The following is a 22,304-nucleotide window of genomic DNA, read 5'->3' as shown; positions in this document are numbered from 1 at the left end:
CAGGGAATAGTGAGTAGTCAGTAGGCAGTAGTCAGTAGGCAGTAGTAGAGGGACAGCGCAATGCCATATTCCATCGATATTCAAGCACTTACTATTTACTATTCACTACTCACTAGCCCGAAGGGCCTCTCCCCATGCTTCTAGGCCGCACCGCCAACGGGCTCTACTGGATGAACCGCTACATCGAGCGGGCGGAAAACATGGCGCGCCTAGTCGATGCCGGCCTGCGCATGGCGCTGACGCGCACACAGAATGCCTCGGAAGAGTGGAATTCGGTGCTGCTCAGTGCCGGCGCGGACGTTGCCTTCACCCAAAAATACCAGGACTACACGGCAGCCAATGTCTCCGATTTCCTTTTGCGCGACACGTCGAACCCGTCGAGCGCGATGTCGGCGATCGAGACGGCGCGCAACAATGCCCGCATGGTGCGCACGGCGCTGACCCGCGAAACCTGGGAAAGCATCAACGAAGCCTGGATGTCGCTAAAGCGCATGCTGGCCAAGCCGATCGACGAGCGCGACCTGCCGAGCGTGCTCGATGCCATCAAGCGCGAGACGGCGCTGATCCGCGGCTCGTTCTACGGCACCATGCTGCGCAACGAGATCTTTGATTTCTCGCAGCTCGGCACCTATGTCGAACGCGCCGACAACACGGCGCGCATCCTCGACGTGAAATACTACGTGCTGTTGCCCTCGATCTCGTGGGTCGGTTCGACGCTCGACAATTACCAATGGGAATCGATCCTGCGCTCGGTGTCGGCGCACCGCTCCTATCGCTGGGTCTACGAAGCCGACTACAAGCCGACCAACATCGCCGACTATCTGATCCTCAATGTCCGCATGCCGCGCTCGCTGACCTTCTGCTACCGCTTCCTCGCGGAGCATCTGAAGTTCCTCGGCGACGACTATGGCGAACGCCATGCCTGCCATGCGACGGCCGACAAGACCCAGGCAATGCTGAGGGCGGGCTCGATCAAGGACATATTCGACGCCGGCCTGCATGAATTCCTGGCCAATTTCATTCGCGACAACACCAGGCTCGGCGACGAGATCGCGCAGGATTACAAATTCTACTGAGCACGAACCCGCAAGATCATGCTCGCAAATGGAAAATGACGCCCATGCGGCTCAAGATCACCCACCGAACCGAATACCGTTACGATGCGCCGGTTCAGTATCTGCTGCAGCGCCTGCGCTTGCTTCCGCTCAGCGGGCACACGCAAACTGTGCTGTCGTGGGAACTGAGGATCGACGGCGCGCGCGAGGAAGTGCGCTTCACCGACCATTTCGGCAATGACACGCGGCTGCTGAGCGTCGAGGGCGAGCAGCATGCCATCACCATCGAAGCGTCGGGCGAAGTGGTGACGCGCGACACCACGGGTGTTTCGGGGCCGCATCAGGGTTTTGCGCCGCTCTGGCTGTTCGGTCAGGAAACGCCGCTCACTGCCGCCGGCGAGGGCATTCGCGAACTTGCCGCTTCAGTGGGCAAGGGCACCGACATCGAGCGATTGCACAGGCTGATGGCCATCATCGGCGAGCGCGTTGCTTATACGCCGGGCTCCACCAATGCGACGACGTCGGCCGAGGAGGCACTGGCGCTCAAGACCGGTGTCTGCCAGGACCACAGCCATATCTTCGCAGCGGCCGCGCGCGCCATGGGCTTTCCGGCCCGCTATATCAGCGGATATCTGATGATGGACGCGATGGTCCAACAGGCGGCCAGCCATGCCTGGGCCGAAGCGCATGTTTCGGGCCTGGGTTGGGTCGCCTTCGATGCCGCCAACGGTATTTCTCCCGACGAGCGCTATGTGAGAGTGGCAACAGGCCGGGATTATCGCGATGCCTCGCCGGTTTCGGGGATCAGGCTGGGACAAGCGCAAGAACAGCTTGCCGTCACCGTCACGGTAGAGCAGTAATTCCAGCGGAATCGCTGCTAAAAGAGAATCGATGACCTATTGCGTCGGCCTGAAGATTGATCGCGGACTCGTGTTCATGTCGGACACCCGCACCAATGCCGGCATGGATTCGATCTCGACCTTCAAGAAAATGCATGTCTGGGAGGAGCCGGGCGAGCGCGTCATCGTGCTGATGTCGGCCGGCAACCTGGCGACGACGCAGGCCGTCGTCAGCCTGCTCGACGAGCGCACCAAGGCGGTGGCGGATCGCCATGCGACGCTCTTGGAAACGCCGTCCATGTACCAGACGGTGCGGCTGGTTGGCGACACGGTCAAGGAAGTCATCGCCCATTCCTCGCCGGCGGGCGAGAAGGCGGATTCCTATTTCAATGCCTCCTTCATCCTCGGCGGCCAGATCAAGGGCAGCGCGCCGCGCCTGTTCATGATCTATCCAGAAGGCAATTTCATCGAATCGACTGACGACACGCCGTTCTTCCAGATCGGCGAGACCAAATACGGCAAGCCGATCATCATCCGCGCCTATGAAAAGACAATGAGCCTGGCCGAGACCGTCAAGCTGCTTTTGGTCTCGTTCGATTCGACGCTGAAGTCGAACCTGTCGGTCGGTCTGCCGCTTGACCTGCTGTTCTACGAGAAGGACGCCTTCAAGATCAGCCTGAAGAAGCGGATTGGCCAGGACGATCAATATTACCGCACCATATCGGATGGGTGGTCGAGCGCGCTGAAAGCGGCCTTTGCCAGCCTGCCTGACTTTCCCGGGTAGGGCGCTTTCGGCTTTGCGGCTGGGGTTGCATTATACTTAACGTGTTAATTAATGCGGCAGAAGATGCTGGTTGGGAGCCGGCCACGATGCGTTTCGGGAGGATGCGATGAACAACGATGAGTTCCGTGCGTGGTCGAGGCGCGCCGCCGATTGGGGCGCCGACTATCGCGACACATTGCGCGAAAGGCCGGTTCGGCCGGAGCTTTCGCCAGGTGCAATTTTCCGCAGCATCGAAGCCTCGCCGCCGGAAACGGCGGAGCCGATGGACAGGATCTTTGCCGATTTCGAGCAGAAGATCGTACCCGGCATGACGCATTGGCAGCATCCGCGCTTCTTTGCCTATTTCCCGGCCAATGCGGCGCCTGTCTCGGTGGTGGCCGAATATCTGGTCTCGGCGATGGCCGCGCAATGCATGCTGTGGCAGACCTCGCCGGCAGCGACCGAACTCGAGACGCGCACCGTCGACTGGATGCGCCAGGCACTCGGCCTGCCCGACGGGTTCTCCGGTGTCATCCAGGACTCGGCCTCATCGGCAACGCTGGCGGCCGTGCTGACCATGCGCGAGCGCGCGCTCGACTGGCAGGGCAACAGAAGAGGCTTGGCCGGGCAGGCGAGGGTGCGCGTCTATTCCTCCGACCAGGTCCATACCTCGATCGACCGCGCGATCTGGGTCGCCGGTATTGGCGAGGAGAACCTCGTCCGCATTCCCGTTGCCGGCCGGTTTCGCGCCATGGATACGGCAGCACTTGAATCGGCCATCATCGCCGACCGCAAGGCCGGCATGCTGCCCGCCGGTATCATCGCCTGCGTCGGCGGCACCAGCACCGGCGGCACCGACGACATTGCCGCCGTCGCCGCGGTTGCCAAGCGGCACGGGCTTTATCTGCATGTCGACGCCGCCTGGGCCGGATCGGCGATGATCTGCCCGGAATACCGGCATTTCTGGAGCGGCGTCGAAGAGGCGGATTCCGTTGTCTTCAACCCGCACAAATGGCTGGGCGCGCAATTCGACTGCTCGATCCAGTTCATTCGTCAGCCCGAGGACCTGGTCCGCACGCTGGCGATCAAACCCGAGTTCCTGAAGACCCATGGCCATGACGGTATCATCAACTATTCCGAATGGACCGTACCGCTCGGCCGGCGCTTCCGGGCGCTGAAACTCTGGTTCCTGTTGCGCGCCCATGGCCTGGAAGGCCTGCGCACCATGATCCGCAACCATGTCACCTGGAGCGAGGGCCTCGCCGCGCGCCTGGCAAGGGAGGCGGATTTCGAGATCGTCACCGAACCGATGCTGTCGCTGTTTTCGTTCCGGCATCGGGCGGGCGCCGACCCCGACGAACACAACCTTCGCCTGGTCAACGCCATCAATGATGATGGTCGCATCTATCTCACTCAGACACGCGTGGATGGCCGCGTCGCGATCCGCTTCCAGGCCGGCCAGTTCGAGGCGACGGCGGCCGATGTCGATGCGGCATTCGACGTCGTGACGGAAATCGCACGCGGGCTTGCTTGAAGCGACGCCGGCAGCCGCGCGCGGGTTTGCCTTTGCAATCGGATCATTTTCATTAGCCGGCTTATGCCTTTTCATCGCTTTCGTTTTCAGGTATAGACAAGAAAAACGAAAACGGGAGGCTTTTGATGTATCTGTCGCCGCGCCACGCCGAAATCATCCAGATGGCCAAGGACCAGGGCCGCGTCCTGGTCGACGATCTGGCGACGCATTTCAACGTGACGCCACAGACCATCCGCAAGGACCTCAACGATCTCTGCGATCAGCGGCTGCTTTCGCGCATCCATGGCGGCGCGCTTTTCCCGTCCGGCATCGAGAACATGGAGTATGAGGCGCGGCGCAAGATCGCTGCCGACGAGAAGGAGGCGATCGGCCGTGCGGCGGCCAGGCTGATCCCCGACAATGCCTCGCTGTTCATCAACATCGGCACCACGACCGAGTCGGTCAGCAAGGCGCTTTTGGATCACAACGGCCTCATGGTCATCACCAATAACATAAATGTTGCCAATAGGATGCGCGTGTATCCTTCGATCGAGGTGGTGATTGCCGGCGGTGTCGTCCGCGGCTCCGACGGCGGCGTGGTCGGTGAGGCGGCGGTCGATTTCATCCGGCAGTTCAAGGTCGACTACGCGGTCATCGGCGCCTCGGCCATCGACCATGACGGCGCGTTGCTCGATTTCGATTTTCGCGAAGTGAAAGTAGCGCAAGCCATCATCGCCAATGCCAGGCACGTCATCCTGGTCTCCGACCAGACCAAGTTCGAACGCACCGCGCCCGTTCGCATCGGTCATCTGTCGCAGGTCAACACCTTCATCACCGACCGTTGCGACATCCCTTCGGTACGCAAAATCTGCCAGGAGGCGGAGGTTCAGTTGATCGAGACGGCGCTCGGCTAGGCGGCTTTTGGGGCCGCATCACAGGCCTCTCACATGTCTGTGATATTTCGTTTGACATTCGTTCCTATTTCGAAATAATCCCGCAACGGTTTCGCAAAAGACCAAAAATGCTGCAATGCGAAATCGCTGGAGGACTTCTTGGACGCATCTCCGATCCATGACATTTTCGTCATCGGCGGCGGCATCAACGGCTGCGGCATCGCCCGCGACGCTGCCGGGCGTGGCTTTTCGGTATATCTCGCCGAGATGAACGATCTGGCCAGCGGAACGTCGTCCGGCTCGACCAAGCTGATCCATGGCGGCCTGCGCTATCTCGAATTCTATGAATTCCGCCTGGTGCGCGAAGCGCTGATGGAGCGCGAGGTGCTCTGGAAGAACGCGCCGCACATTATCTGGCCGATGCGCTTCGTGCTGCCTTACGCCAAGGGGCTGCGCCCGGCCTGGCTGATCCGGCTCGGCCTGTTCCTCTACGACCATATTGGCGGTCGCAAATTGCTGCCGGCGACGAAGACGCTGGACATGGCGAAGGACCCGGCCGGCAAGCCGCTGAAGCCGCTGTTTCGCAAGGCTTTCGAATATTCCGACGGTTGGGTCAACGATGCCAGGCTGGTGGCGCTCAACGCACGCGACGCCGCCGACCGCGGTGCAACCATCCGAACTCGAACGAAGGTGGTCAGTGCACGCCGCGAGGGCGATCTCTGGGCGATAAGGCTGGAAGACGTCCACACCGGGCAGGCCGAAGAGGTCAAGGCGCGGCTTCTGGTCAATGCCGCCGGCCCTTGGGTCGATCAGGTGCTGTCGGCGACGGTCGGCCTGAACGACGTGCACAATGTCCGCCTAGTGCAGGGCAGTCATATCGTCATCAACAAGAAGTTCGACGATCCGCGCGCCTATTTCTTCCAGAACAAGGACGGGCGCATCATCTTCGCCATCCCTTATGAGGAAGAGTTCACGCTGATCGGCACCACCGACCGGGATTATCCGGGCGATCCGCACGAGGTGAAGATCAGCGACACCGAGATCGACTATCTGTGCGCGGCAGCGAGCGAATATTTCGCGCAAGGCGTCAAGCGTTCGGACATCGTCTGGACCTATTCCGCGGTGCGCCCGCTCTATGACGATGGCGCCTCGAAGGCACAGGAAGCGACCCGCGACTATGTGCTCAAGGCCGACGGCGGCGAGGGCGCGGCCCCGATCGTCAACGCCTTTGGCGGCAAGATCACCACCTATCGCCGACTGTCGGAATCGATGCTGGAAAAGATTGAGGCTTTCCTCGGCAAGCGCGGCAAGCCGTGGACCGCCAACGCTCCTTTGCCCGGCGGCGATTTCCCGGCCACCGGTTTCGACGTCGAAGTGGCGAAGCTGAAGACCGCCTATCCGTTTCTCGATGTGCGCCTGGCCCGCCGGCTGACCCGCCTCTACGGCACCCGCGCTCGCACGCTGCTCGGCCTCGCCAGGTCGAATGCCGATCTCGGCCGAAATTTCGGCGCCGACCTCTACGAGGCCGAGGTGCGCTATCTCGTTCAGAACGAGTGGGCGATAACGGCGGAAGATGTATTGTGGCGCCGGACCAAGCGCGGCCTGCAGTTGAGCCGCGAGCAGGCGGGTGCACTGGACGAATTCATGCGCGGAATAAGCCGGCGCCATGTCGCGGCGGCAGAATAAGGATGGCTGGCTGATGCAGAAAGCCTGGGAGGAGGCATCATGCTGGAACTGAGAAACGTCACCAAGATGGTCGGCGCCGCGGAGCATATAAGCGACGTGTCGCTGACGCTTCAGCACGGCTCGCTCAACGTGCTGCTTGGACCGACGCTGTCCGGCAAGACCAGCCTGATGCGGCTGATGGCGGGCCTCGACGTGCCGACCTCGGGCTCGGTCTGGTTCGACGGCAAGGACGTCACCGGAATGCCGGTGCAGAAGCGCAACGTCGCCATGGTCTACCAGCAGTTCATCAACTACCCGGCGATGACCGTCTACGAGAACATAGCCTCGCCGTTGCGCGTCGCCGGCACCGACCAGGCAAAGATCGACAAGGAAGTGCGCAACGCAGCAGCACTTCTGAAGCTGACGCCCTATCTCGACCGCACGCCGCTCAGCCTGTCCGGCGGCCAGCAGCAGCGCACGGCTCTTGCCCGCGCCATCGTCAAGAATGCCAGCCTGGTGCTGCTCGACGAGCCGCTCGCCAATCTCGACTACAAGCTGCGCGAGGAACTGCGCGCCGAACTGCCGAAGATCTTCGCCGCTGCCGGCACCATCTTCGTCTACGCCACGACGGAGCCGCATGAAGCGCTTCTGCTCGGCGGCAACACGGCGACGCTTTCGCAGGGCCGCATCACCCAGTTCGGACCGACCATCGATGTGTTCCGCAAGCCGGTCGACCTGGTGACGGCAAAGACCTTTGCCGACCCGCCGCTCAACACCATCGTGCTGGCTAAGAAGGGTCCGGATTTCCTGCTCGAGGGTGGCGTCAAATTGCCGGTGCCGGCCGATCTCGCCGGCATTGCCGATGCCAACTATACGATCGGCTTCCAGCCGCACCATCTGTCGCTCGAGCGGCCAAACGCCGCCGCCGTGCCGGTGCGGGCAAAGGTCACCATCACCGAGATCACCGGCTCGGAAAGCTTTATCCATCTCGACTTTGCCGACGCGCGCTGGGTCATGCTGACCCACGGCATCCGCGATTTCGAACCCGACGCAGAGGTCGAGGTGTTCATCGATCCGCGCCACATCATGGTCTTCGACGAGCACGGCCGCGCCGTAGCCGCGCCGAAGCTGGCGGCATAGGGAGGCAAGCGATGGCGCGCATCGACGTCAACCATATCAGGCACTCCTATCTGCCGAACCCGCAGAAGGACGCCGATTTCGCCCTGAAGGAAGTGCACCACACTTTCGAGGATGGCGGCGCCTATGCGCTGCTCGGCCCGTCGGGCTGCGGCAAGACCACGCTGCTCAACATCATCTCGGGATTGCTGCACCCCTCGCACGGCCAACTGCTGTTCAACGGCAAGGACGTGACCCGGCTGTCGACGCAGGAGCGCAACATCGCCCAGGTGTTCCAGTTCCCGGTCATCTACGACACCATGACCGTCTACGACAATCTGGCCTTTCCGCTGCGCAACCGCGGCGTGCCGGAGGCCGACGTCGACCGCAAGGTGCGCGAGACGCTCGACATGATCGACCTCGCGGAACTTGCGAAGAAGAAGGCGCGCGGGCTGACCGCCGACCAGAAGCAGAAGATCTCGCTCGGCCGCGGGCTGGTGCGCTCGGACGTCAACGCCATCCTGTTCGACGAACCGCTGACCGTCATCGACCCGCATATGAAGTGGGTGCTGCGCTCGCAGTTGAAGCAGCTCCACCGCCGCTTCGGCTACACCATGGTCTATGTCACCCACGACCAGACTGAGGCACTGACCTTCGCTGACCGGGTCGTCGTCATGTATGACGGCGAGATCGTCCAGATCGGCACGCCGGCCGAACTGTTCGAGCGGCCGCGCCATACCTTCGTCGGTTATTTTATCGGCTCGCCCGGCATGAACGTTATGCCGGTGGCCATCGACGGCAAGACCGCGACGATCGGCAGCCAGCGCATCGAACTGCCCGGCGTGCCCAAGGCGGGCGCAGGCGCCATCGAGCTCGGTATCCGCCCGGAATATGTCAGGCTCGGCCGCGACGGCATGGCCGTGAAGATCAGCAAGGTCGAGGACGTCGGTCGCCACAAGGTGGTCCGCGCCAATCTCGAAGGCCGCGAGATCGCCGCGGTCATCGGCGAGGACGAAGACGTTCCTGCCGATCCGAAAGTGCGGTTCGACCCGGTCGGCATCAACATCTATGCCGATTCCTGGCGTGTCGAGATGGGGGCATAGATGGAAAAGACCTGGAACAACAAGGCCTGGTTCATGGTGCTGCCGGTGCTTCTGCTGGTGGCGTTCTCGGCGGTGATCCCCCTGATGACGGTGGTCAACTATTCGGTACAGGACACGTTCGGAAACAACGTCTTCTTCTGGAATGGCTCGGACTGGTACACCGAAATCCTGGGGTCGGATCGTTTCTGGCTGTCGATGGTCCGCAACCTGATCTTCTCCGCATTCATCCTCGTCATCGAGATTCCGCTCGGCATCTTCATCGCTCTCAACATGCCCAAGAAAGGCTGGGGCGTGCCGGTCTGCCTGGTGCTGATGGCCCTGCCGCTGCTCATCCCGTGGAACGTCGTCGGCACGATTTGGCAGGTGTTCGGCCGCATCGATATCGGCCTGCTCGGCTACACGCTTTCCGCACTCGGCATCGACTACAACTATGTCAACGACCCGACCGACGCCTGGGTGACGGTCATCCTGATGGACGTATGGCACTGGACGAGCCTCGTCGTTCTGCTCTGCTACGCTGGCCTCGTCTCCATACCGGATGCCTACTACCAAGCCGCCAAGATCGATGGCGCGTCGCGCTGGGCGATCTTCCGCTACATCCAGCTGCCGAAGATGAACCGCGTGCTTCTGATTGCCGTGCTGCTGCGCTTCATGGACAGTTTCATGATCTACACCGAGCCCTTCGTCGTCACCGGCGGTGGTCCCGGCAATTCGACGACATTCATGTCGATTGACCTGGTCAAGATTGCCGTCGGCCAGTTCGACCTCGGGCCGGCAGCCGCTATGTCGATCATCTACTTCCTGATCGTCCTGCTGCTGTCATGGGTGTTCTACACCGTCATGACCACCGTCGATGCGGAGCGTTGAGATGAGCGGCGCCAACGAAAGAACGACGAGGCAGGACCGGGTGAGTGAGACGACGGTTTCGGACGGGCTCGCCAGTACCCTGTCGCAGGACCAGATTGCGCGGCTGATGCGCCGGCGCGGCGAAGAATCCCGGTTCTGGTGGCTGGTGCCGACGATCTACATCATCGTTTTGATGCTGCCGATCTACTGGCTGGTCAATATGAGCTTCAAGACCAATCAGGAGATCCTGGGCGCCTTTTCGCTGTGGCCGAAGAACCCGACCATCGCCAACTACATGGTGATCTTCACCGACCCGTCCTGGTACAAGGGCTACATCAATTCGATCATCTATGTCGTCATGAACATGGTGATCTCGGTTTCAGTGGCGCTGCCTGCGGCCTACGCCTTCTCGCGCTACCGGTTCCTCGGTGACAAGCACCTCTTCTTCTGGCTGCTGACCAACCGCATGGCGCCGCCGGCGGTGTTCGCGCTGCCGTTCTTCCAGCTCTATTCGGCCTTCGGCCTGATCGACACGCACATCGCGGTGGCGCTGGCGCACTGCCTGTTCAACGTGCCGCTGGCGGTCTGGATCCTCGAAGGCTTCATGTCCGGCGTTCCGAAGGAGATCGACGAGACGGCCTATATCGACGGCTATTCCTTCCCGCGCTTCTTCCTGAAGATATTCATGCCGCTTATCGCCAGCGGCATCGGCGTGGCCTGCTTCTTCTGCTTCATGTTCTCATGGGTCGAGCTGCTGATCGCGCGCACTTTGACCACGACCGCCGCCAAGCCGATCGCGGCGATCATGACGCGCACGGTCTCGGCCTCCGGTCTCGACTGGGGCGTGCTCGCCGCCGCCGGCGTGCTCACCATCCTTCCAGGCGCGCTCGTGATCTGGTTCGTCCGCAACTACATCGCCAAGGGCTTTGCCCTGGGGAGGGTTTGACCATGAATCTCACCTGGATGGCATGGACGCTGCCGACGGCGCTGTTTTTCATCACGATCCTGGTGCTGCTGTGCGGCATGGCGGTCTGGGAATACGCCTCGCCGGGCGGCAATCCGCGCGTAGGCATCCTGCGCTTCGAGACGACGCGCGGCGACCGCCTCTTTGTTTCGCTGCTCGGCAGCGCCTTTATCCATCTCTCTTGGCTGGGTCTTGTCGGACCCAACCTGTGGTGGGCTCTCGCTCTCTCCGTAGTCTACGCCGTCGGCGTGTTCCGCTACGTATAGAGGGGGAAACTGTTGGAGCGGCCGCGTGCCGACGGCCGCTCCAGATCGCACTTGAAACCTGAAACTGTGGAGGAAACTAATGCGAAGGCAATTTTTAACATCAACGACTGCGCTTGTCCTGCTCTGGGGAGCGGGCCAGGCGTTCGCCGGAATGGACGAAGCCAAGACCTTCCTCGATACTGAAATCAAGGACCTGTCGACGCTCGATCGCGGCGCCCAGGAAGCCGAGATGCAATGGTTCATCGATGCCGCGAAGCCTTTCGCCGGCATGGACATCAAGGTGGTCTCCGAGACCATCGATACGCATAGCTATGAGTCTAAGGTCTTGGCGCCCGCCTTCACCGCGATCACCGGCATCAAGATCACCCACGACCTGATCGGCGAAGGCGACGTCGTCGAAAAGCTGCAGACCCAGATGCAGTCGGGCGAAAACATCTACGACGCCTACGTCAACGACTCCGACCTGATCGGCACGCACTGGCGCTACCAGCAGGCGCGCAGCCTGACCAAGTGGATGGCGAATGAGGGCAAGGACGTCACCAACCCCAACCTCGACCTCGCCGACTTCATCGGCACCAAGTTCACGACCGCTCCGGACGGCGACCTCTACCAGCTGCCCGACCAGCAGTTCGCGAACCTCTACTGGTTCCGCTACGACTGGTTCAACGACGAAAAGAACAAGGCCGATTTCAAGGCCAAGTACGGCTACGACCTTGGCGTTCCCGTCAACTGGTCGGCCTATGAGGACATCGCCGAATTCTTCACCGGCCGCGAGATCGACGGCAAGAAAGTCTATGGCCACATGGACTACGGCAAGAAGGACCCGTCGCTCGGCTGGCGGTTCACCGACGCATGGCTGTCGATGGCCGGCAATGGCGACAAGGGCCTGCCAAACGGTCTTCCGGTCGACGAATGGGGCATCAAGGTCAACGAGAAGTCGCAGCCTGTCGGCTCGTGCGTCGCGCGCGGCGGCGACACCAACGGCCCGGCTTCCGTGTATTCGATCCAGAAGTACCTGGATTGGCTGAAGGCCTATGCGCCGCCGGAAGCCCAGGGCATGACGTTCGGCGAATCCGGCCCCGTCCCGTCGCAGGGCACGGTCGCGCAGCAGATGTTCACCTACACTGCCTTCACCGCCTCCTTCGTCAAGGACGGGCTGCCGGTCGTGAACGCGGACGGCACCCCGAAATGGCGCTTTGCTCCGTCGCCGCATGGCGTCTACTGGAAGGATGGCATGAAGCTTGGCTACCAGGACGTCGGTTCGTGGACCCTGCTGAAGTCCACGCCCGACGATCGCGCCAAGGCCGCCTGGCTCTATGCGCAGTTCGTCGTGTCGAAGACGGTCGACGTGAAGAAGAGCCATGTCGGCTTGACGCTCATCCGCGAGTCGACGATCCAGGACAAGAGCTTCACGGAACGCGCTCCAAAGCTCGGCGGCTTGATCGAGTTCTACCGCTCGCCGGCCCGCGTCCAGTGGTCGCCGACGGGTACAAACGTGCCGGATTATCCGAAGCTGGCACAGCTCTGGTGGCAGGCGATCGGCGATGCCTCGTCGGGTGCCAAGACCGCGCAGGAGGCGATGGACTCGCTTTGCGCCGAGCAGGAAAAGGTCATGGAACGCCTGGAAAAGGCAGGCATCCAGGGCGACATCGGTCCGAAGATGGCCGAAGAGCATGACCTGGCCTACTGGAACGCCGACGCGGTCAAGAACGGCCATCTCGCGCCTCAGCTCAAGATCGAGAACGAGAAGGAAAAGCCGGTCACCATCAACTACGACGAACTGGTGAAGAGCTGGCAGAAGTAAGACTGTCTGATGCGGGCGTCAGCGCCCGCGCAGGACTTGCGGGGGAGGCGGCTTTTGCCGTCTCCCCTGTTGCATGATTAGCGGAGGAGCGGAAATGAGCGGCTTTGTGCTGGCCATCGACCAGGGCACGACATCGAGCAGGGCGATCCTGTTCGACGACAAGATGAAGGTTGCAGGCACAGGCCAGCAGGAATTCACCCAGCATTATCCGGCCTCCGGCTGGGTCGAGCACGACCCGGAGGAGATCTGGTCCAGCGTCGTCGCCACCGTGAAGGCGGCGCTGAAGAATGCCGGCAGCGCAGCTTCGGATGTCGCCGCGATCGGCATCACCAACCAGCGCGAGACCGTCGTCATCTGGGACAGGACGACCGGCAAGCCGATCCACAACGCGATCGTCTGGCAGGACCGGCGCACCGCGCCGCTGTGCCAGAAATTGAAGAAGCAGGGGCTGGAAAAGACATTCACCAAAAAGACCGGCCTGCTGCTCGATCCCTATTTTTCCGGCACCAAGATCGCCTGGATGCTGGACAAGGTGAAGGGCGCCAGGAAACGCGCCGAGAAGGGCGAGCTGCTCGCCGGCACCATCGACAGTTTCCTGATCTGGCGGCTGACCGGTGGCAAGGTCCACGCCACCGACGCCACCAACGCCTCGCGCACGCTGGTCTACAACATCGAAAAGAATGTCTGGGACGACGAGCTGCTGTCCATCCTGCGCATTCCGGCCGCGATGCTCCCGGATATCAAGGATTGTGCCGATGACTATGGAGTCACGGAGAAAAACCTGTTTGGCGCCGAGATAAAAATTCTCGGCGTGGCCGGCGACCAGCATGCCGCGACCATTGGCCAGGCCTGTTTCGAGCCGGGCATGATGAAATCCACCTACGGCACCGGCTGCTTCGCGCTGCTCAACACCGGCGCCGACCTGGTGCGCTCGAAGAACCGGCTGTTGACGACCATCGCCTACCGCCTGAATGGCAAGACCACCTATGCGCTGGAAGGCTCGATCTTCATCGCCGGTGCCGCCGTGCAATGGCTGCGCGACGGCATCAAGGTGATCGGCAAGGCCGAACAGAGCGGCGCGCTGGCGGCAAGCGCCGATCCGACGCAGGATGTCTATCTGGTGCCGGCCTTCGTCGGCCTCGGCGCACCGCACTGGGACGCTGGAGCACGTGGCGCCATTTTCGGCCTGACCCGCAACTCCGGCCCGGCCGAATTCGCCCGCGCCGCGCTGGAATCCGTCGCCTACCAGACCCGCGACCTGCTCGACGCCATGCGCAAGGACTGGAAGGGCGCCTCGGCCAAGACGGTGCTCCGTGTCGACGGCGGCATGGTGGCGTCCGACTGGACCATGCAGCGGCTGGCCGACATCCTCGATGCGCCGGTCGACCGGCCGACCATCCTGGAGACGACGGCGCTCGGTGCTGCCTGGCTCGCCGGTTCGAGGGCGGGGGTGTGGCCAAAGGCCAAGGACTTCGCCAGGAGCTGGGCGCTTGAGCGGCGCTTCAAGCCGGATATGGAGGCCACTGTCCGCTCGGCCAAACTCGCCGGCTGGCGCAACGCGGTGCGCAGGACCTTGAGTACGCAGTAGTTCTGCCGGCAAAATGAAAGCCCGCACCGTCACCGGCACGGGCTTCCATCAGCCTCCCGTGTTCGATTCGCCGCTAGTAAGGCGAATAGCACTGCTGACGCGGGCCGTCATAAGGCTGGAAGGTGTTGTCCCAGGCGCGATAGCTTCTGTAGCGGTCGTAGCACCACTGCACATGCGCGTCGCCGCCGCGATAGACCCGGTTCTGGTTGTTGATGATGGCGCCGGTGATCAATGCGCCAGTCGCGAAAGCAGCAAGCGGGAACCAGAAGTCGCCGTGACGGCGATAGCCACGACGGTATTCCCGGTAGCCGCGATGACCGTTCCAATACATGCCGTCATTGCGGGAAAAGGTGCGGTTGCGGTTGAAGTTGCGGTGTCTCCGCCACTCCTGGTACTGCACGGTCTGGACGTCCGATGAGAGCCCTTGCCCCATCGGCACATAGCTCGGCTGCGCATTGACCGGCACGATCTCGGCCGCGACGAACGAAGCGGACAGGGTTGTCGCCAGCAGACCCGATATGATCCTGTTCATGGTCTTCTCCTTGAAAGAGGGCGGTTGACGTCCCTTGTGGCAAGGAAACGGGCAGGCCGGGCAATTGTTCCCGCCAGGATTGCAAGTGATTGTTTTCGCAGGCGTTGCTTGCCGAGGCACAGGCCGCGAAACCACCGCCTCAGGCCCTGCCGCTGCCCGCGGTCTGGTCGGCACCCAAAGCCCGGTGGCACCGCGCCGAGCCCCGGGAAAATCCGCCTTCCATGCCCCGCTTTTTCCGGTTGACCGGTCGCGGCACTCTCCCTATGTTCCGCGCAATTTCGAGGGCGGCCTTTTCGAGCCCGCGGGAGCGCGTAGCTCAGCCGGTAGAGCAACTGACTTTTAATCAGTAGGTCATGGGTTCGAATCCCATCGCGCTCACCATAAATTTCCAAGCAAAAACAAATGGATAAAGTTTCGCTTCCGAAACGACTTTCCTGCCGAAATCTGACAAGGCTAACGGACGGCTAACAAAAGGGGTGAGGGGCGCAGAAATGATCGATTGGGACGAAATTCGAAAGAATCGCCACGTAACAGAGCCCTCGCCGCCGACTTGGCCTATAGGAGTGAAAGCGATCAGCCTTAGCGGCGTCACCTTGCTCGGTGTCCACGAAAGCACCGGGGAACTCTATTGGGACGGGCAAGCTGTCGTAACCGAGAGGCGCCTCGCCAACTATGAGCGGCGTTTGGCATTAGCGGTTACAATCGCCACCGTCGTCATGGCGGTCATCGAGGTGGGCCGTGCGGCACACTGGATCACACCCTGAAAAGGAAAAGCCCGCCACCGTGAGGCAGCGGGAGAAAGGCCCGGAAGCCGAAGCCGCCGTCAATAGCCAGTTGGAAACCACGGACTGGTGTCATACCCTAAGCGCGGATAATGATCCGAGAAGTTTGCGGCCCGATTTGACGGTCGCGCAACAACGGTGCCCGTCGATTTACAATCCAGTTTCGGGGTCGGCTTGCTGCCAGCCTTCATATGAGCTGCAGAACACGAGGTTGCAGCCTGAGCGGTGGCCACCTTTTTCTTCTCTTTCGCAACAGCTGCTCCGGTGGCGGCCAATACCATTGCTACGCCAAAGACAACGAGTTTCATTGAAAACGCCCTCACCCTGCACAATCCGAAATGATTGCGCCTAGTTAACGTTACGTCAACCATATTTTGTCCGCAACGACGGCGAATAGTGCCAGTAAAAAGAGCCCGCCACCGAAGCAGCGGGCCAACTGGGTTTCTCAGAACCCAGTTTCAGTCGCGGTCGGGCTGTTCGCCGTTCGCCCTGATTGTTTCAAGCGTCGCAGCCCCTGCCTTAAAGCTTCGCTAGACCTCGGCTCACAGCGTCACCAACACTTCCTGCGACTTGAGGTCGTCCGGCCACATGACGGTTTCGCCAAAGTCGTCAGGGCAGTACCCTTCAGCGTCGTGGCCGTCCTCGTCGTCGCAATCGTCCTGCTCCAAGTCGAGCGTGTCACCGGGACCGCCGCGATCAGCCCAACCTAGCGACGGCTCGTCGTCTGCGGTCTCCTCCAGATCGCAATCGGCCTCCATGAGATCCAGCGCCGCTATTAGGCTCATGGCGCGGTCCAGGAGGTCGTTCAGACGTGTTTCGACCGATTGGCGCCACAGACGGGGGTCCATACCCTTCGGCATTCCTAGAGGCTGCAGGCGGCCTGAAAATCGTCCCATGATCTGCATTTCCTCGGCAGCAGGCATAGCTTCGCCGGCTGCCGGAAACGATGGTTTCGGCATTGTAGTTGCTCCTTGAGCATGCTTAGTAACAGGGTTACTAAATGAACGCTGCGCAGTGCAAAATGGCGAGGGCGGCAATTGGCCTCGGCGTGCGAGAATTGGCGGTGAAAGCCGACGTGTCGCCCAACACAATTGCTCGTCTTGAGCGCGGCGAGGCAATGCGGGAAAGCACGGTTGAAGCCATCCGCCGCGCCCTCGAATCGGCCGGCGTCGAGTTCATCGCCGAGAATGGCGGCGGCGCCGGTGTGAGGCTGAGGAAGCCGTGAGGCTGATCAAATCATTGGTGGGACTGGTCAGAATGACTTGGGCGGCACGTACAGGCAGATCGTAATGTCAGGGTTGCTAGATGGTTTTTGACGATGCCGGCCTGCTTTTTGGGCATGGCACCAATGGAAACGCATGTCGTGTGACTGACGCACCCTGCCGTCCGCGTAAGGTAGCAACTCGCCGGACGGCACCTTGAAGCCCTTGATTGTTTCCTGAACGGTGCCATCTGCCATCGGCTCGCAATGCTCGTCCTTGCAGCACTGTTTTTCATACCAGCTATCATCATGTGCCCATGCCAACGGCATTCCGAAAGCGCAGGCGGCGGCGATGATAGCGCCCAACCCGGATGCGCCACAGCGCCCGCTCCATGGCCAGATCATGATTTACATTAGGCTTGTCTGATATGATGGCGCAAGCTGGGCAGTGTTCTGCTGATACCGAATGGCGTTGGCCGGTTAGCGCCGCTTCACCTTCGGCGTGATCTCCTCGATCTGCGCCTTAACGCCGTCCTGGACCATCGCCTGTTCAAGCGCCTCTGCTTCTACCTTGTCCTTGGTCGTTAGAACCGTGCGCCAGTGCGGCTTGTCGAAAACGCTCACAATATAGGTGGTCACCGGCACCTGTCAGCTAAAGCCCGCGCCTCGCGCGCGCCTAAGCCCAGGGGGGTTCCGCGATCACACCATAGGCGTCTGCATCTCGATTATATTAGCTTGTGCTTGCGGACCTTTCCGCCTGCGGGCCATAAACCCTCTTCACCGCGAGGATTCCCGTCATGGCTAGAGAAGGTTCTCTGAGAAGATCGACATGGTGTTGACTAGGGCTCGGCGGCTCGGACGAAAGATCCTGCGCTGGCTGGAGGGAGACAGCCGATCCCAACAGCTCAGAGACGAAGTTCTGTTTTGGAGAAACTGGTTCTCCACTCAGGGGTCTTTCTGGCCAGAGGACTACAAGGAACGACTTGATCCCAATTTGCCAATTCAGGATCACGTTGGGCGATATGTGGATAGGTTGACGACTAACCCAGTTTACATCCTCGATGTCGGCGCGGGCCCCTTGACGAAGCTCGGCAAAGTGCATGCTTCGAAAGAGATCATAATTACTGCGACTGACCTGCTAGCAGCAGAATATGATCAAATTCTAATAGAGTTCGAGATCCAGCCTCTTGTACGAACAGTCTTTGGCGATGCCGAAAATCTTGTCACCCAATTTGGCGATTACAGATTCGACATCGTGCATGGACAGAATTGTATAGACCACACGGCTAGTCCTCTCAAGGCAATACAACAGATGCTCTCGGTCACAAAGCCTGATGGTTTCGTCGTGCTTTATCATGCTGAAAACGAGGGAAAAACGGAATCGTACAAGCAGTTGCACAAGTGGGACTTCACCTGTGAGAAAGGACATTTCGTTATCAGAGGGCCTGGCCCGGGTGGGGATTCGGTGGATGCCGCTGACGCGCTGGCCGCGGTGGGGCATGTTGAATGTAGCTTGGACGACGGCGCGGTGCTTGTTGCAATCCGAAAGTATCCGCAAAGACCCCGGTGACACCCGGACCGAGCCTCCGTTGAAGGGGTTCGCCGCAACGGAGGATTATATTCCTGATCTCGATGGCACCGGCAAGCGGTGGGAGCGGCCATTCGTCCTTTGTTCACCATATTAGCGCTCGCTCATAGAGGTCAGGCATACTCACGGTTGCGACTCTGGGCTCATCCGATTTGAGGGGAACCAAACTCCCCCGTTCTGCCAAGTTGGCAGCGACGCAAGCCGGCCTGTAGCCTCGCCCGCCGGCGAACTGTGTCTCTCCGTTTGTCGGCAGGTCCGGCGATCGAGCCCAGCCAAACCCGCCCCGGTCTCGCCGGGCCGCGGTCGCCGGGCCGCAGCAACCCTAGATTTTGTTCACATCTGCCGGCATCATCGGGGCATGATGAGCATCGAGGACGACATCGCTAGGGTCGAGCAGCACATCCACCAGCAGCGGATAGCCCATCAGCTAGAGGTAATTGCTCAGGCAGAGGAAACCGGCCTGTCGTCAGATAGGGCGCGCGTATTCCTATTGCTTCTGAATCAAACGGTGGGCATGAGCCGCGACCATCTGGCCAGGCTTCTGTCGGATCAGGCAATGGGGCGCGGCGGTGAGGCCTTTGGCCCCGACGGATTTAGGCCCTCAGTCTTAATTGAGCGAGTTCTAATATGCCTATAGCTTAGGCAGCGCGGGGAAGGTTGCCACCCACCCGCAATGGCCGGTGCAGTACCCCCCGAAGCGATACCCCGCTGCACCGGTCGTTGCCTACGGCTGGGTAGCGGGAAGGGGGTGCGTCTTTGTGCCCAGCGACCTTGGGCCTTCAGTCTTAATTGAGAGATTTCTAATATGCTATAAACTCTGTCCATCGCGGGTTTTCTGGTCCGCATGGCCGGTGCAGTGGGGGTGTAGGGGGTAGTGCGCTGCACCGGCCGTTTTCTCCACCATAGATTGAGAATTAGCTAATATACGTGTAAAGTCATAGTGCGGCTTCGCCTCACACGATCCGCAATGGCCGGTGTAGGCTTTGCCCAAAGCCAACCAAACGCACCGGCCATTTCTATGCTGGTCTGTCAGGTAGAGCCCGCGCTTTGCCTTGGACGGGGAAAGCGCGGGGGTTGCCACCTGAGTTGCATTTCACCAAGGGTGAAGAGCGCGCCGAGACAACCATTAACCGTCGCTGATGTCTAGGCCGGGATTTCTCACTCCTCTCTAAAATCCTGCAGCGCCATCTCAAAGGCGGAATGGCTAAAGCCCGGCATCACTGCCCGCGTCAGATATCTTCGCGGCGAGCCGAAGTTGCGCCATGCCCTTTCGGCAGTCCTGGTGGCGGCGCCCGTCCCTTGCGCACTCGGTGCCATAGACGCTCGCGCATCTCCTTGGTCAGGGCGACCGTGGCCGAGCCGGCATATTTCCCGCCGCGCGCCATAATGCCCTGCGGCGGCTTGCCAGGCTCCCGCTTGATGCCCAGCAGTTCGAAGTCGCCGATTTCCCAACACTTGGTCTTCACCCAGATGTCGGACGGACCGCTGTGGTACGGGCTGCCGCGTCGCTTCGACACCATGCCCTCCAGTCCCATCTTGTCGATGGCTGCATAGAACTCGGCGCCACCACCTTCGACGTGCTGGCTATATTGGATGATGCCATCGGCAGGCTTCACGAGATCCCAAAGCATCGCCTTGCGCTCGATCGCCGGCAGCGACCGCAAATCCCAACCATCGAGGTGCAGGATGTCGAAGGCCACAAAGGCGAGCAACTCCGCGTTCCAGGCCATGCGTGAGTGCATCTGATGGAAATTAGGCCTGCCGTCCGGATCAGGCGCGATCACCTCGCCGTCAAGGATCAGCGACTTCGCTGGCAGTTTTTCGACCGCGGCGACGATCGGCCAGTAGCTCTTCGACCAATCGTGCCCGTTCTTGGTGAAGGCACGAGCGCCGGCCCAGTCGAGGATGAGTTGGACGCGGAATCCGTCGAACTTGATCTCGTGCAGCCAGTCATCGCTAACCGGCGGCTCGAGCACCAGGACTGGCTCGAGCGGCTTGATGAACTTCAACCGGGCTTCGCCGGCCCCGTTACGCATCAGAACTCCCCGCAACATCGAATTTGATTCAATATCGCAGAGCTGTTTCGGTTCCGTTAGCAATTTCTAAAATGGGCAGTTGCCGCTGCCGATAGCGGATGCAGTCAAAACTAATTCTGCGGGAAATCCCGAAGCGATCCATTCGTTTCGCGCCTGATCGAACTCGTGCCTCTCGGCGCGAAGAAACATGTCCACGTCATCCTGAATCTGCCGACACGAAAGGTCGGAAATAAAGACTCGCAGATATGGTATCGATCATCCGGCGCGGTCTGGACGCGTTCCCGAGGTATAAACCACCACCCAGTTGACGGCTCATTGCGGTGGTAGGGCTGGGGTTGCTTGACGAAGTATCCGCCCCCCTCGGCTGGTCTGACATCCTCAGTATCGACGGGATGGCAATCTTTGTGGCCGCAACACCTTGAATGCAGAACAGGGTCAGTTTTGCCGCTGTACCAATCGTGGGCGTCTGCATTGCCAGCCAAGACGACCCCCACCAATACAATATGCCTTTGCGCATGTTTCATGGCAGAACCCCACACGCACATATCACATTAGCTATTGCTCATAAATAGCCGGTGCGGTGTGAAGCCAGCCAGCGCGCGTTTTGAATGGCCGCTCCCTAAAGGCGCCGGCCGTCCTCACCATAGCGCGCTGTTCGGATACGGCTTGGGTCTGGGGCGCAAGAAACTCATCAGCGTGCACTCGCGTGGTCGTGAATTAGCAGTTTCTTGTATTTCGCCTGAAGCGAGATCATCATGCAAGGCCGCTTGTCGGGAACTCGAAGAGGAAGGGGTTAGGTTATGGAAGCCGTTTGTTACGTCCCCAGCGCATTCTGTGTGTTGTCGTTCATGATCAGCGTCACAATGGCGTTCCTTGTCATGACACCGTTCGCAGCTACACGCCTGCTGGTGCTGAGGATGCGCAAACACGCTGTCTGGAACCTTCAGCCCGCCTGATTTCCATGCGAGCCAGTCCTGGTGGTTGATTGCTAGTCTCGCGGACAGGTTGTATTTCTGTCTGGGTTCAGCAATATGGCGGGATGGGGGGACGGCTCTACGGATTGGACGCTCTGCGCGGGATTGCGGCGCTGGCCGTCGCCGTTCACCACCTGGCCAGCATCTACCATCTTCCGCCCCCACTACCGCTGAACCCTTTTATAGCGGTCGATGTGTTTTTCATCCTGTCTGGCTTCGTGATGGCACGGACGTACGAAGATCGACTGCGCAACGGGCTAGCAACGCTTGCCTTTATCAAATTGCGGTATCGTCGGCTGTTCCTGCCGTTGGCCGTAGGATCGACCATTGGATTTGGCCTGGCGGTCGCCATCTATGGACCGACTGTTCAATTGGTTGCCGCCTACGTCCTGATTCTGTCGTTTCTTCCGGCGATCGGCCCCTCAGCGTTCCTGCTGAACGTCCCCGCGTGGTCGCTGTTCGTAGAGATCATCTGCAACTCCCTGCACGGCGCGATCTTCGCCAGAATGTCGAACGCGCGACTGCTGGCATTGATCGGCGCGTGCGGCCTACTTTTTGCCGCCTGCTTTGCCACTGGCGTTTCTCTCTGGGGTCCAGGGGTCACTTCGATCCTGTCGCTGATCCCGCGCGAATTGACCTGCTACCTCGTCGGCATCTGGATGTTCCGCCGCTATGGGGACGCACCATTGGGCGGCAACCCGGCATCCATGGTGACCGACCCGGGAACGATCCGCTCTCCCATGAGTTAGCAAATCATGGCGAACAGCATGGAACCC

23 protein-coding genes and 1 tRNA gene are annotated in these 22,304 nt (G+C 60.7%); 18 read left to right on the top strand and 6 right to left on the bottom strand.

What is annotated here, in order from left to right; all coding sequences use genetic code 11:
* Positions 1-134 precede the first annotated feature (134 nt).
* From ACFX5Q_RS08340 to glpK, 13 genes are all read left to right on the top strand, one after another.
* Positions 135-1,076 carry an alpha-E domain-containing protein gene (locus ACFX5Q_RS08340; protein ID WP_404276910.1) on the top strand — a complete coding sequence of 314 codons (942 nt, stop codon included), beginning with the start codon at positions 135-137 and terminating at the stop codon, positions 1,074-1,076.
* A 44-nt stretch (positions 1,077-1,120) separates the two neighbouring features.
* Positions 1,121-1,915 carry a transglutaminase domain-containing protein gene (locus ACFX5Q_RS08335; protein WP_404276908.1) on the top strand — a complete coding sequence of 265 codons (795 nt, stop codon included), beginning with the start codon at positions 1,121-1,123 and terminating at the stop codon, positions 1,913-1,915.
* 31 nt (positions 1,916-1,946) lie between these two features.
* Positions 1,947-2,678 carry a peptidase gene (locus ACFX5Q_RS08330; RefSeq protein ID WP_404276906.1) on the top strand — a complete coding sequence of 244 codons (732 nt, stop codon included), beginning with the start codon at positions 1,947-1,949 and terminating at the stop codon, positions 2,676-2,678.
* Between the two features lie 106 nt (positions 2,679-2,784).
* Positions 2,785-4,191, top strand: a complete 1,407-nt coding sequence (locus tag ACFX5Q_RS08325; RefSeq protein ID WP_404276904.1) for a pyridoxal phosphate-dependent decarboxylase family protein — start codon at positions 2,785-2,787, stop codon at positions 4,189-4,191.
* Positions 4,192-4,316: 125 nt separating this feature from the next.
* Positions 4,317-5,084 (top strand): DeoR/GlpR family DNA-binding transcription regulator, encoded by a 768-nt coding sequence (locus ACFX5Q_RS08320; protein WP_006202078.1) that lies wholly within the window; start codon positions 4,317-4,319, stop codon positions 5,082-5,084.
* Positions 5,085-5,222: 138 nt separating this feature from the next.
* Positions 5,223-6,749, top strand: a complete 1,527-nt coding sequence (gene glpD / locus ACFX5Q_RS08315; protein ID WP_404276903.1) for a glycerol-3-phosphate dehydrogenase — start codon at positions 5,223-5,225, stop codon at positions 6,747-6,749.
* Positions 6,750-6,788: 39 nt separating this feature from the next.
* Complete coding sequence (locus tag ACFX5Q_RS08310; protein WP_404276901.1) at positions 6,789-7,868, top strand: ABC transporter ATP-binding protein; 1,080 nt, start codon at positions 6,789-6,791, stop codon at positions 7,866-7,868.
* A gap of 11 nt (positions 7,869-7,879) precedes the next feature.
* A complete protein-coding gene (locus tag ACFX5Q_RS08305; RefSeq protein ID WP_404276899.1) occupies positions 7,880-8,947 on the top strand; it encodes an ABC transporter ATP-binding protein in 1,068 nt (355 codons plus the stop codon).
* Positions 8,948-9,814 (top strand): carbohydrate ABC transporter permease, encoded by an 867-nt coding sequence (locus ACFX5Q_RS08300; RefSeq protein WP_404276897.1) that lies wholly within the window; start codon positions 8,948-8,950, stop codon positions 9,812-9,814. It begins immediately after the preceding gene.
* Between the two features lies 1 nt (position 9,815).
* The gene (locus tag ACFX5Q_RS08295; RefSeq protein ID WP_081482130.1) at positions 9,816-10,739 is read left to right on the top strand and encodes a carbohydrate ABC transporter permease; all 924 of its coding nucleotides are present in this window, start codon (positions 9,816-9,818) and stop codon (positions 10,737-10,739) included.
* Positions 10,740-10,741: 2 nt separating this feature from the next.
* Positions 10,742-11,023: a DUF2160 domain-containing protein gene (locus ACFX5Q_RS08290; RefSeq protein ID WP_404276895.1), complete on the top strand. Its 282-nt coding sequence runs from the start codon at positions 10,742-10,744 to the stop codon at positions 11,021-11,023.
* Between the two features lie 79 nt (positions 11,024-11,102).
* Positions 11,103-12,827 carry an ABC transporter substrate-binding protein gene (locus ACFX5Q_RS08285; protein ID WP_006202085.1) on the top strand — a complete coding sequence of 575 codons (1,725 nt, stop codon included), beginning with the start codon at positions 11,103-11,105 and terminating at the stop codon, positions 12,825-12,827.
* Positions 12,828-12,921: 94 nt separating this feature from the next.
* The gene (glpK, locus tag ACFX5Q_RS08280) at positions 12,922-14,415 is read left to right on the top strand and encodes a glycerol kinase GlpK (protein ID WP_404276892.1); all 1,494 of its coding nucleotides are present in this window, start codon (positions 12,922-12,924) and stop codon (positions 14,413-14,415) included.
* Positions 14,416-14,488: 73 nt separating this feature from the next.
* Here the strand turns inward: glpK and ACFX5Q_RS08275 are convergent, their stop codons facing one another.
* Positions 14,489-14,947, bottom strand: a complete 459-nt coding sequence (locus ACFX5Q_RS08275) for a BA14K family protein (protein WP_404276890.1) — start codon at positions 14,945-14,947, stop codon at positions 14,489-14,491.
* Positions 14,948-15,252: 305 nt separating this feature from the next.
* Between ACFX5Q_RS08275 and ACFX5Q_RS08270 the strand changes: the two genes are divergently transcribed.
* Both ACFX5Q_RS08270 and ACFX5Q_RS08265 read left to right on the top strand, forming a co-directional pair.
* Positions 15,253-15,328 (top strand) — tRNA-Lys (locus ACFX5Q_RS08270).
* 110 nt (positions 15,329-15,438) lie between these two features.
* Positions 15,439-15,711, top strand: coding sequence for a hypothetical protein (locus tag ACFX5Q_RS08265; protein ID WP_404276888.1), 273 nt, complete (start codon positions 15,439-15,441; stop codon positions 15,709-15,711).
* 59 nt (positions 15,712-15,770) lie between these two features.
* Here the strand turns inward: ACFX5Q_RS08265 and ACFX5Q_RS08260 are convergent, their stop codons facing one another.
* Entirely contained in the window at positions 15,771-16,037 is a 267-nt protein-coding gene (locus ACFX5Q_RS08260; protein WP_404276886.1) for a hypothetical protein, read from the bottom strand.
* A gap of 234 nt (positions 16,038-16,271) precedes the next feature.
* Positions 16,272-16,688 (bottom strand): hypothetical protein, encoded by a 417-nt coding sequence (locus tag ACFX5Q_RS08255; RefSeq protein ID WP_404276884.1) that lies wholly within the window; start codon positions 16,686-16,688, stop codon positions 16,272-16,274.
* 41 nt (positions 16,689-16,729) lie between these two features.
* Here ACFX5Q_RS08255 and ACFX5Q_RS08250 point away from each other — a divergent pair, with 41 nt between their 5' ends.
* Positions 16,730-16,954, top strand: a complete 225-nt coding sequence (locus ACFX5Q_RS08250) for a multiprotein-bridging factor 1 family protein (RefSeq protein ID WP_404276882.1) — start codon at positions 16,730-16,732, stop codon at positions 16,952-16,954.
* Positions 16,955-16,981: 27 nt separating this feature from the next.
* Here ACFX5Q_RS08250 and ACFX5Q_RS08245 read toward each other — a convergent pair whose 3' ends face one another.
* Together ACFX5Q_RS08245 and ACFX5Q_RS08240 are read right to left on the bottom strand one after the other, a co-directional pair.
* Positions 16,982-17,296 carry a hypothetical protein gene (locus ACFX5Q_RS08245; protein WP_404276880.1) on the bottom strand — a complete coding sequence of 105 codons (315 nt, stop codon included), beginning with the start codon at positions 17,294-17,296 and terminating at the stop codon, positions 16,982-16,984.
* 114 nt (positions 17,297-17,410) lie between these two features.
* Positions 17,411-17,569 carry a hypothetical protein gene (locus ACFX5Q_RS08240; RefSeq protein WP_404276878.1) on the bottom strand — a complete coding sequence of 53 codons (159 nt, stop codon included), beginning with the start codon at positions 17,567-17,569 and terminating at the stop codon, positions 17,411-17,413.
* A gap of 190 nt (positions 17,570-17,759) precedes the next feature.
* On the opposite strand from ACFX5Q_RS08240, the gene ACFX5Q_RS08235 reads away from it, so the two are divergent.
* A complete protein-coding gene (locus tag ACFX5Q_RS08235; protein WP_404276876.1) occupies positions 17,760-18,500 on the top strand; it encodes a class I SAM-dependent methyltransferase in 741 nt (246 codons plus the stop codon).
* A 1,247-nt stretch (positions 18,501-19,747) separates the two neighbouring features.
* Here ACFX5Q_RS08235 and ACFX5Q_RS08230 read toward each other — a convergent pair.
* On the bottom strand, positions 19,748-20,554 hold the full coding sequence (locus tag ACFX5Q_RS08230) for a DNA ligase (RefSeq protein WP_404276874.1): 807 nt from the start codon (positions 20,552-20,554) through the stop codon (positions 19,748-19,750).
* Positions 20,555-21,614: 1,060 nt separating this feature from the next.
* Here ACFX5Q_RS08230 and ACFX5Q_RS08225 point away from each other — a divergent pair.
* Positions 21,615-22,277, top strand: coding sequence for an acyltransferase family protein (locus ACFX5Q_RS08225; RefSeq protein ID WP_404276872.1), 663 nt, complete (start codon positions 21,615-21,617; stop codon positions 22,275-22,277).
* The last annotated feature ends 27 nt before the right edge of the window (positions 22,278-22,304 follow it).

The sequence above is a fragment of the Mesorhizobium sp. IMUNJ 23033 genome (assembly GCF_044778005.1).
GTDB lineage: Bacteria > Pseudomonadota > Alphaproteobacteria > Rhizobiales > Rhizobiaceae > Mesorhizobium > Mesorhizobium amorphae_A.
Note: the sequence above shows the minus strand (reverse complement) of the source record. Positions and strands in the feature narration are given on the sequence as shown.

Bases quoted from the DNA above. Each gene is read 5' to 3' on its own strand.
- ACFX5Q_RS08340 (WP_404276910.1), top strand. From the start codon at position 135: ATGCTTCTAGGCCGCACCGCCAACGGGCTCTACTGGATGAACCGCTAC.
- ACFX5Q_RS08335 (WP_404276908.1), top strand. From the start codon at position 1,121: ATGCGGCTCAAGATCACCCACCGAACCGAATACCGTTACGATGCGCCG.
- ACFX5Q_RS08330 (WP_404276906.1), top strand. From the start codon at position 1,947: ATGACCTATTGCGTCGGCCTGAAGATTGATCGCGGACTCGTGTTCATG.
- ACFX5Q_RS08325 (WP_404276904.1), top strand. From the start codon at position 2,785: ATGAACAACGATGAGTTCCGTGCGTGGTCGAGGCGCGCCGCCGATTGG.
- ACFX5Q_RS08320 (WP_006202078.1), top strand. From the start codon at position 4,317: ATGTATCTGTCGCCGCGCCACGCCGAAATCATCCAGATGGCCAAGGAC.
- ACFX5Q_RS08310 (WP_404276901.1), top strand. From the start codon at position 6,789: ATGCTGGAACTGAGAAACGTCACCAAGATGGTCGGCGCCGCGGAGCAT.
- ACFX5Q_RS08305 (WP_404276899.1), top strand. From the start codon at position 7,880: ATGGCGCGCATCGACGTCAACCATATCAGGCACTCCTATCTGCCGAAC.
- ACFX5Q_RS08300 (WP_404276897.1), top strand. From the start codon at position 8,948: ATGGAAAAGACCTGGAACAACAAGGCCTGGTTCATGGTGCTGCCGGTG.
- ACFX5Q_RS08295 (WP_081482130.1), top strand. From the start codon at position 9,816: ATGAGCGGCGCCAACGAAAGAACGACGAGGCAGGACCGGGTGAGTGAG.
- ACFX5Q_RS08290 (WP_404276895.1), top strand. From the start codon at position 10,742: ATGAATCTCACCTGGATGGCATGGACGCTGCCGACGGCGCTGTTTTTC.
- ACFX5Q_RS08285 (WP_006202085.1), top strand. From the start codon at position 11,103: ATGCGAAGGCAATTTTTAACATCAACGACTGCGCTTGTCCTGCTCTGG.
- glpK (WP_404276892.1), top strand. From the start codon at position 12,922: ATGAGCGGCTTTGTGCTGGCCATCGACCAGGGCACGACATCGAGCAGG.
- ACFX5Q_RS08275 (WP_404276890.1), bottom strand. From the start codon at position 14,947: ATGAACAGGATCATATCGGGTCTGCTGGCGACAACCCTGTCCGCTTCG.
- ACFX5Q_RS08265 (WP_404276888.1), top strand. From the start codon at position 15,439: ATGATCGATTGGGACGAAATTCGAAAGAATCGCCACGTAACAGAGCCC.
- ACFX5Q_RS08260 (WP_404276886.1), bottom strand. From the start codon at position 16,037: ATGAAACTCGTTGTCTTTGGCGTAGCAATGGTATTGGCCGCCACCGGA.
- ACFX5Q_RS08255 (WP_404276884.1), bottom strand. From the start codon at position 16,688: ATGCCGAAACCATCGTTTCCGGCAGCCGGCGAAGCTATGCCTGCTGCC.
- ACFX5Q_RS08250 (WP_404276882.1), top strand. From the start codon at position 16,730: ATGAACGCTGCGCAGTGCAAAATGGCGAGGGCGGCAATTGGCCTCGGC.
- ACFX5Q_RS08235 (WP_404276876.1), top strand. From the start codon at position 17,760: ATGGTGTTGACTAGGGCTCGGCGGCTCGGACGAAAGATCCTGCGCTGG.
- ACFX5Q_RS08230 (WP_404276874.1), bottom strand. From the start codon at position 20,554: ATGCGTAACGGGGCCGGCGAAGCCCGGTTGAAGTTCATCAAGCCGCTC.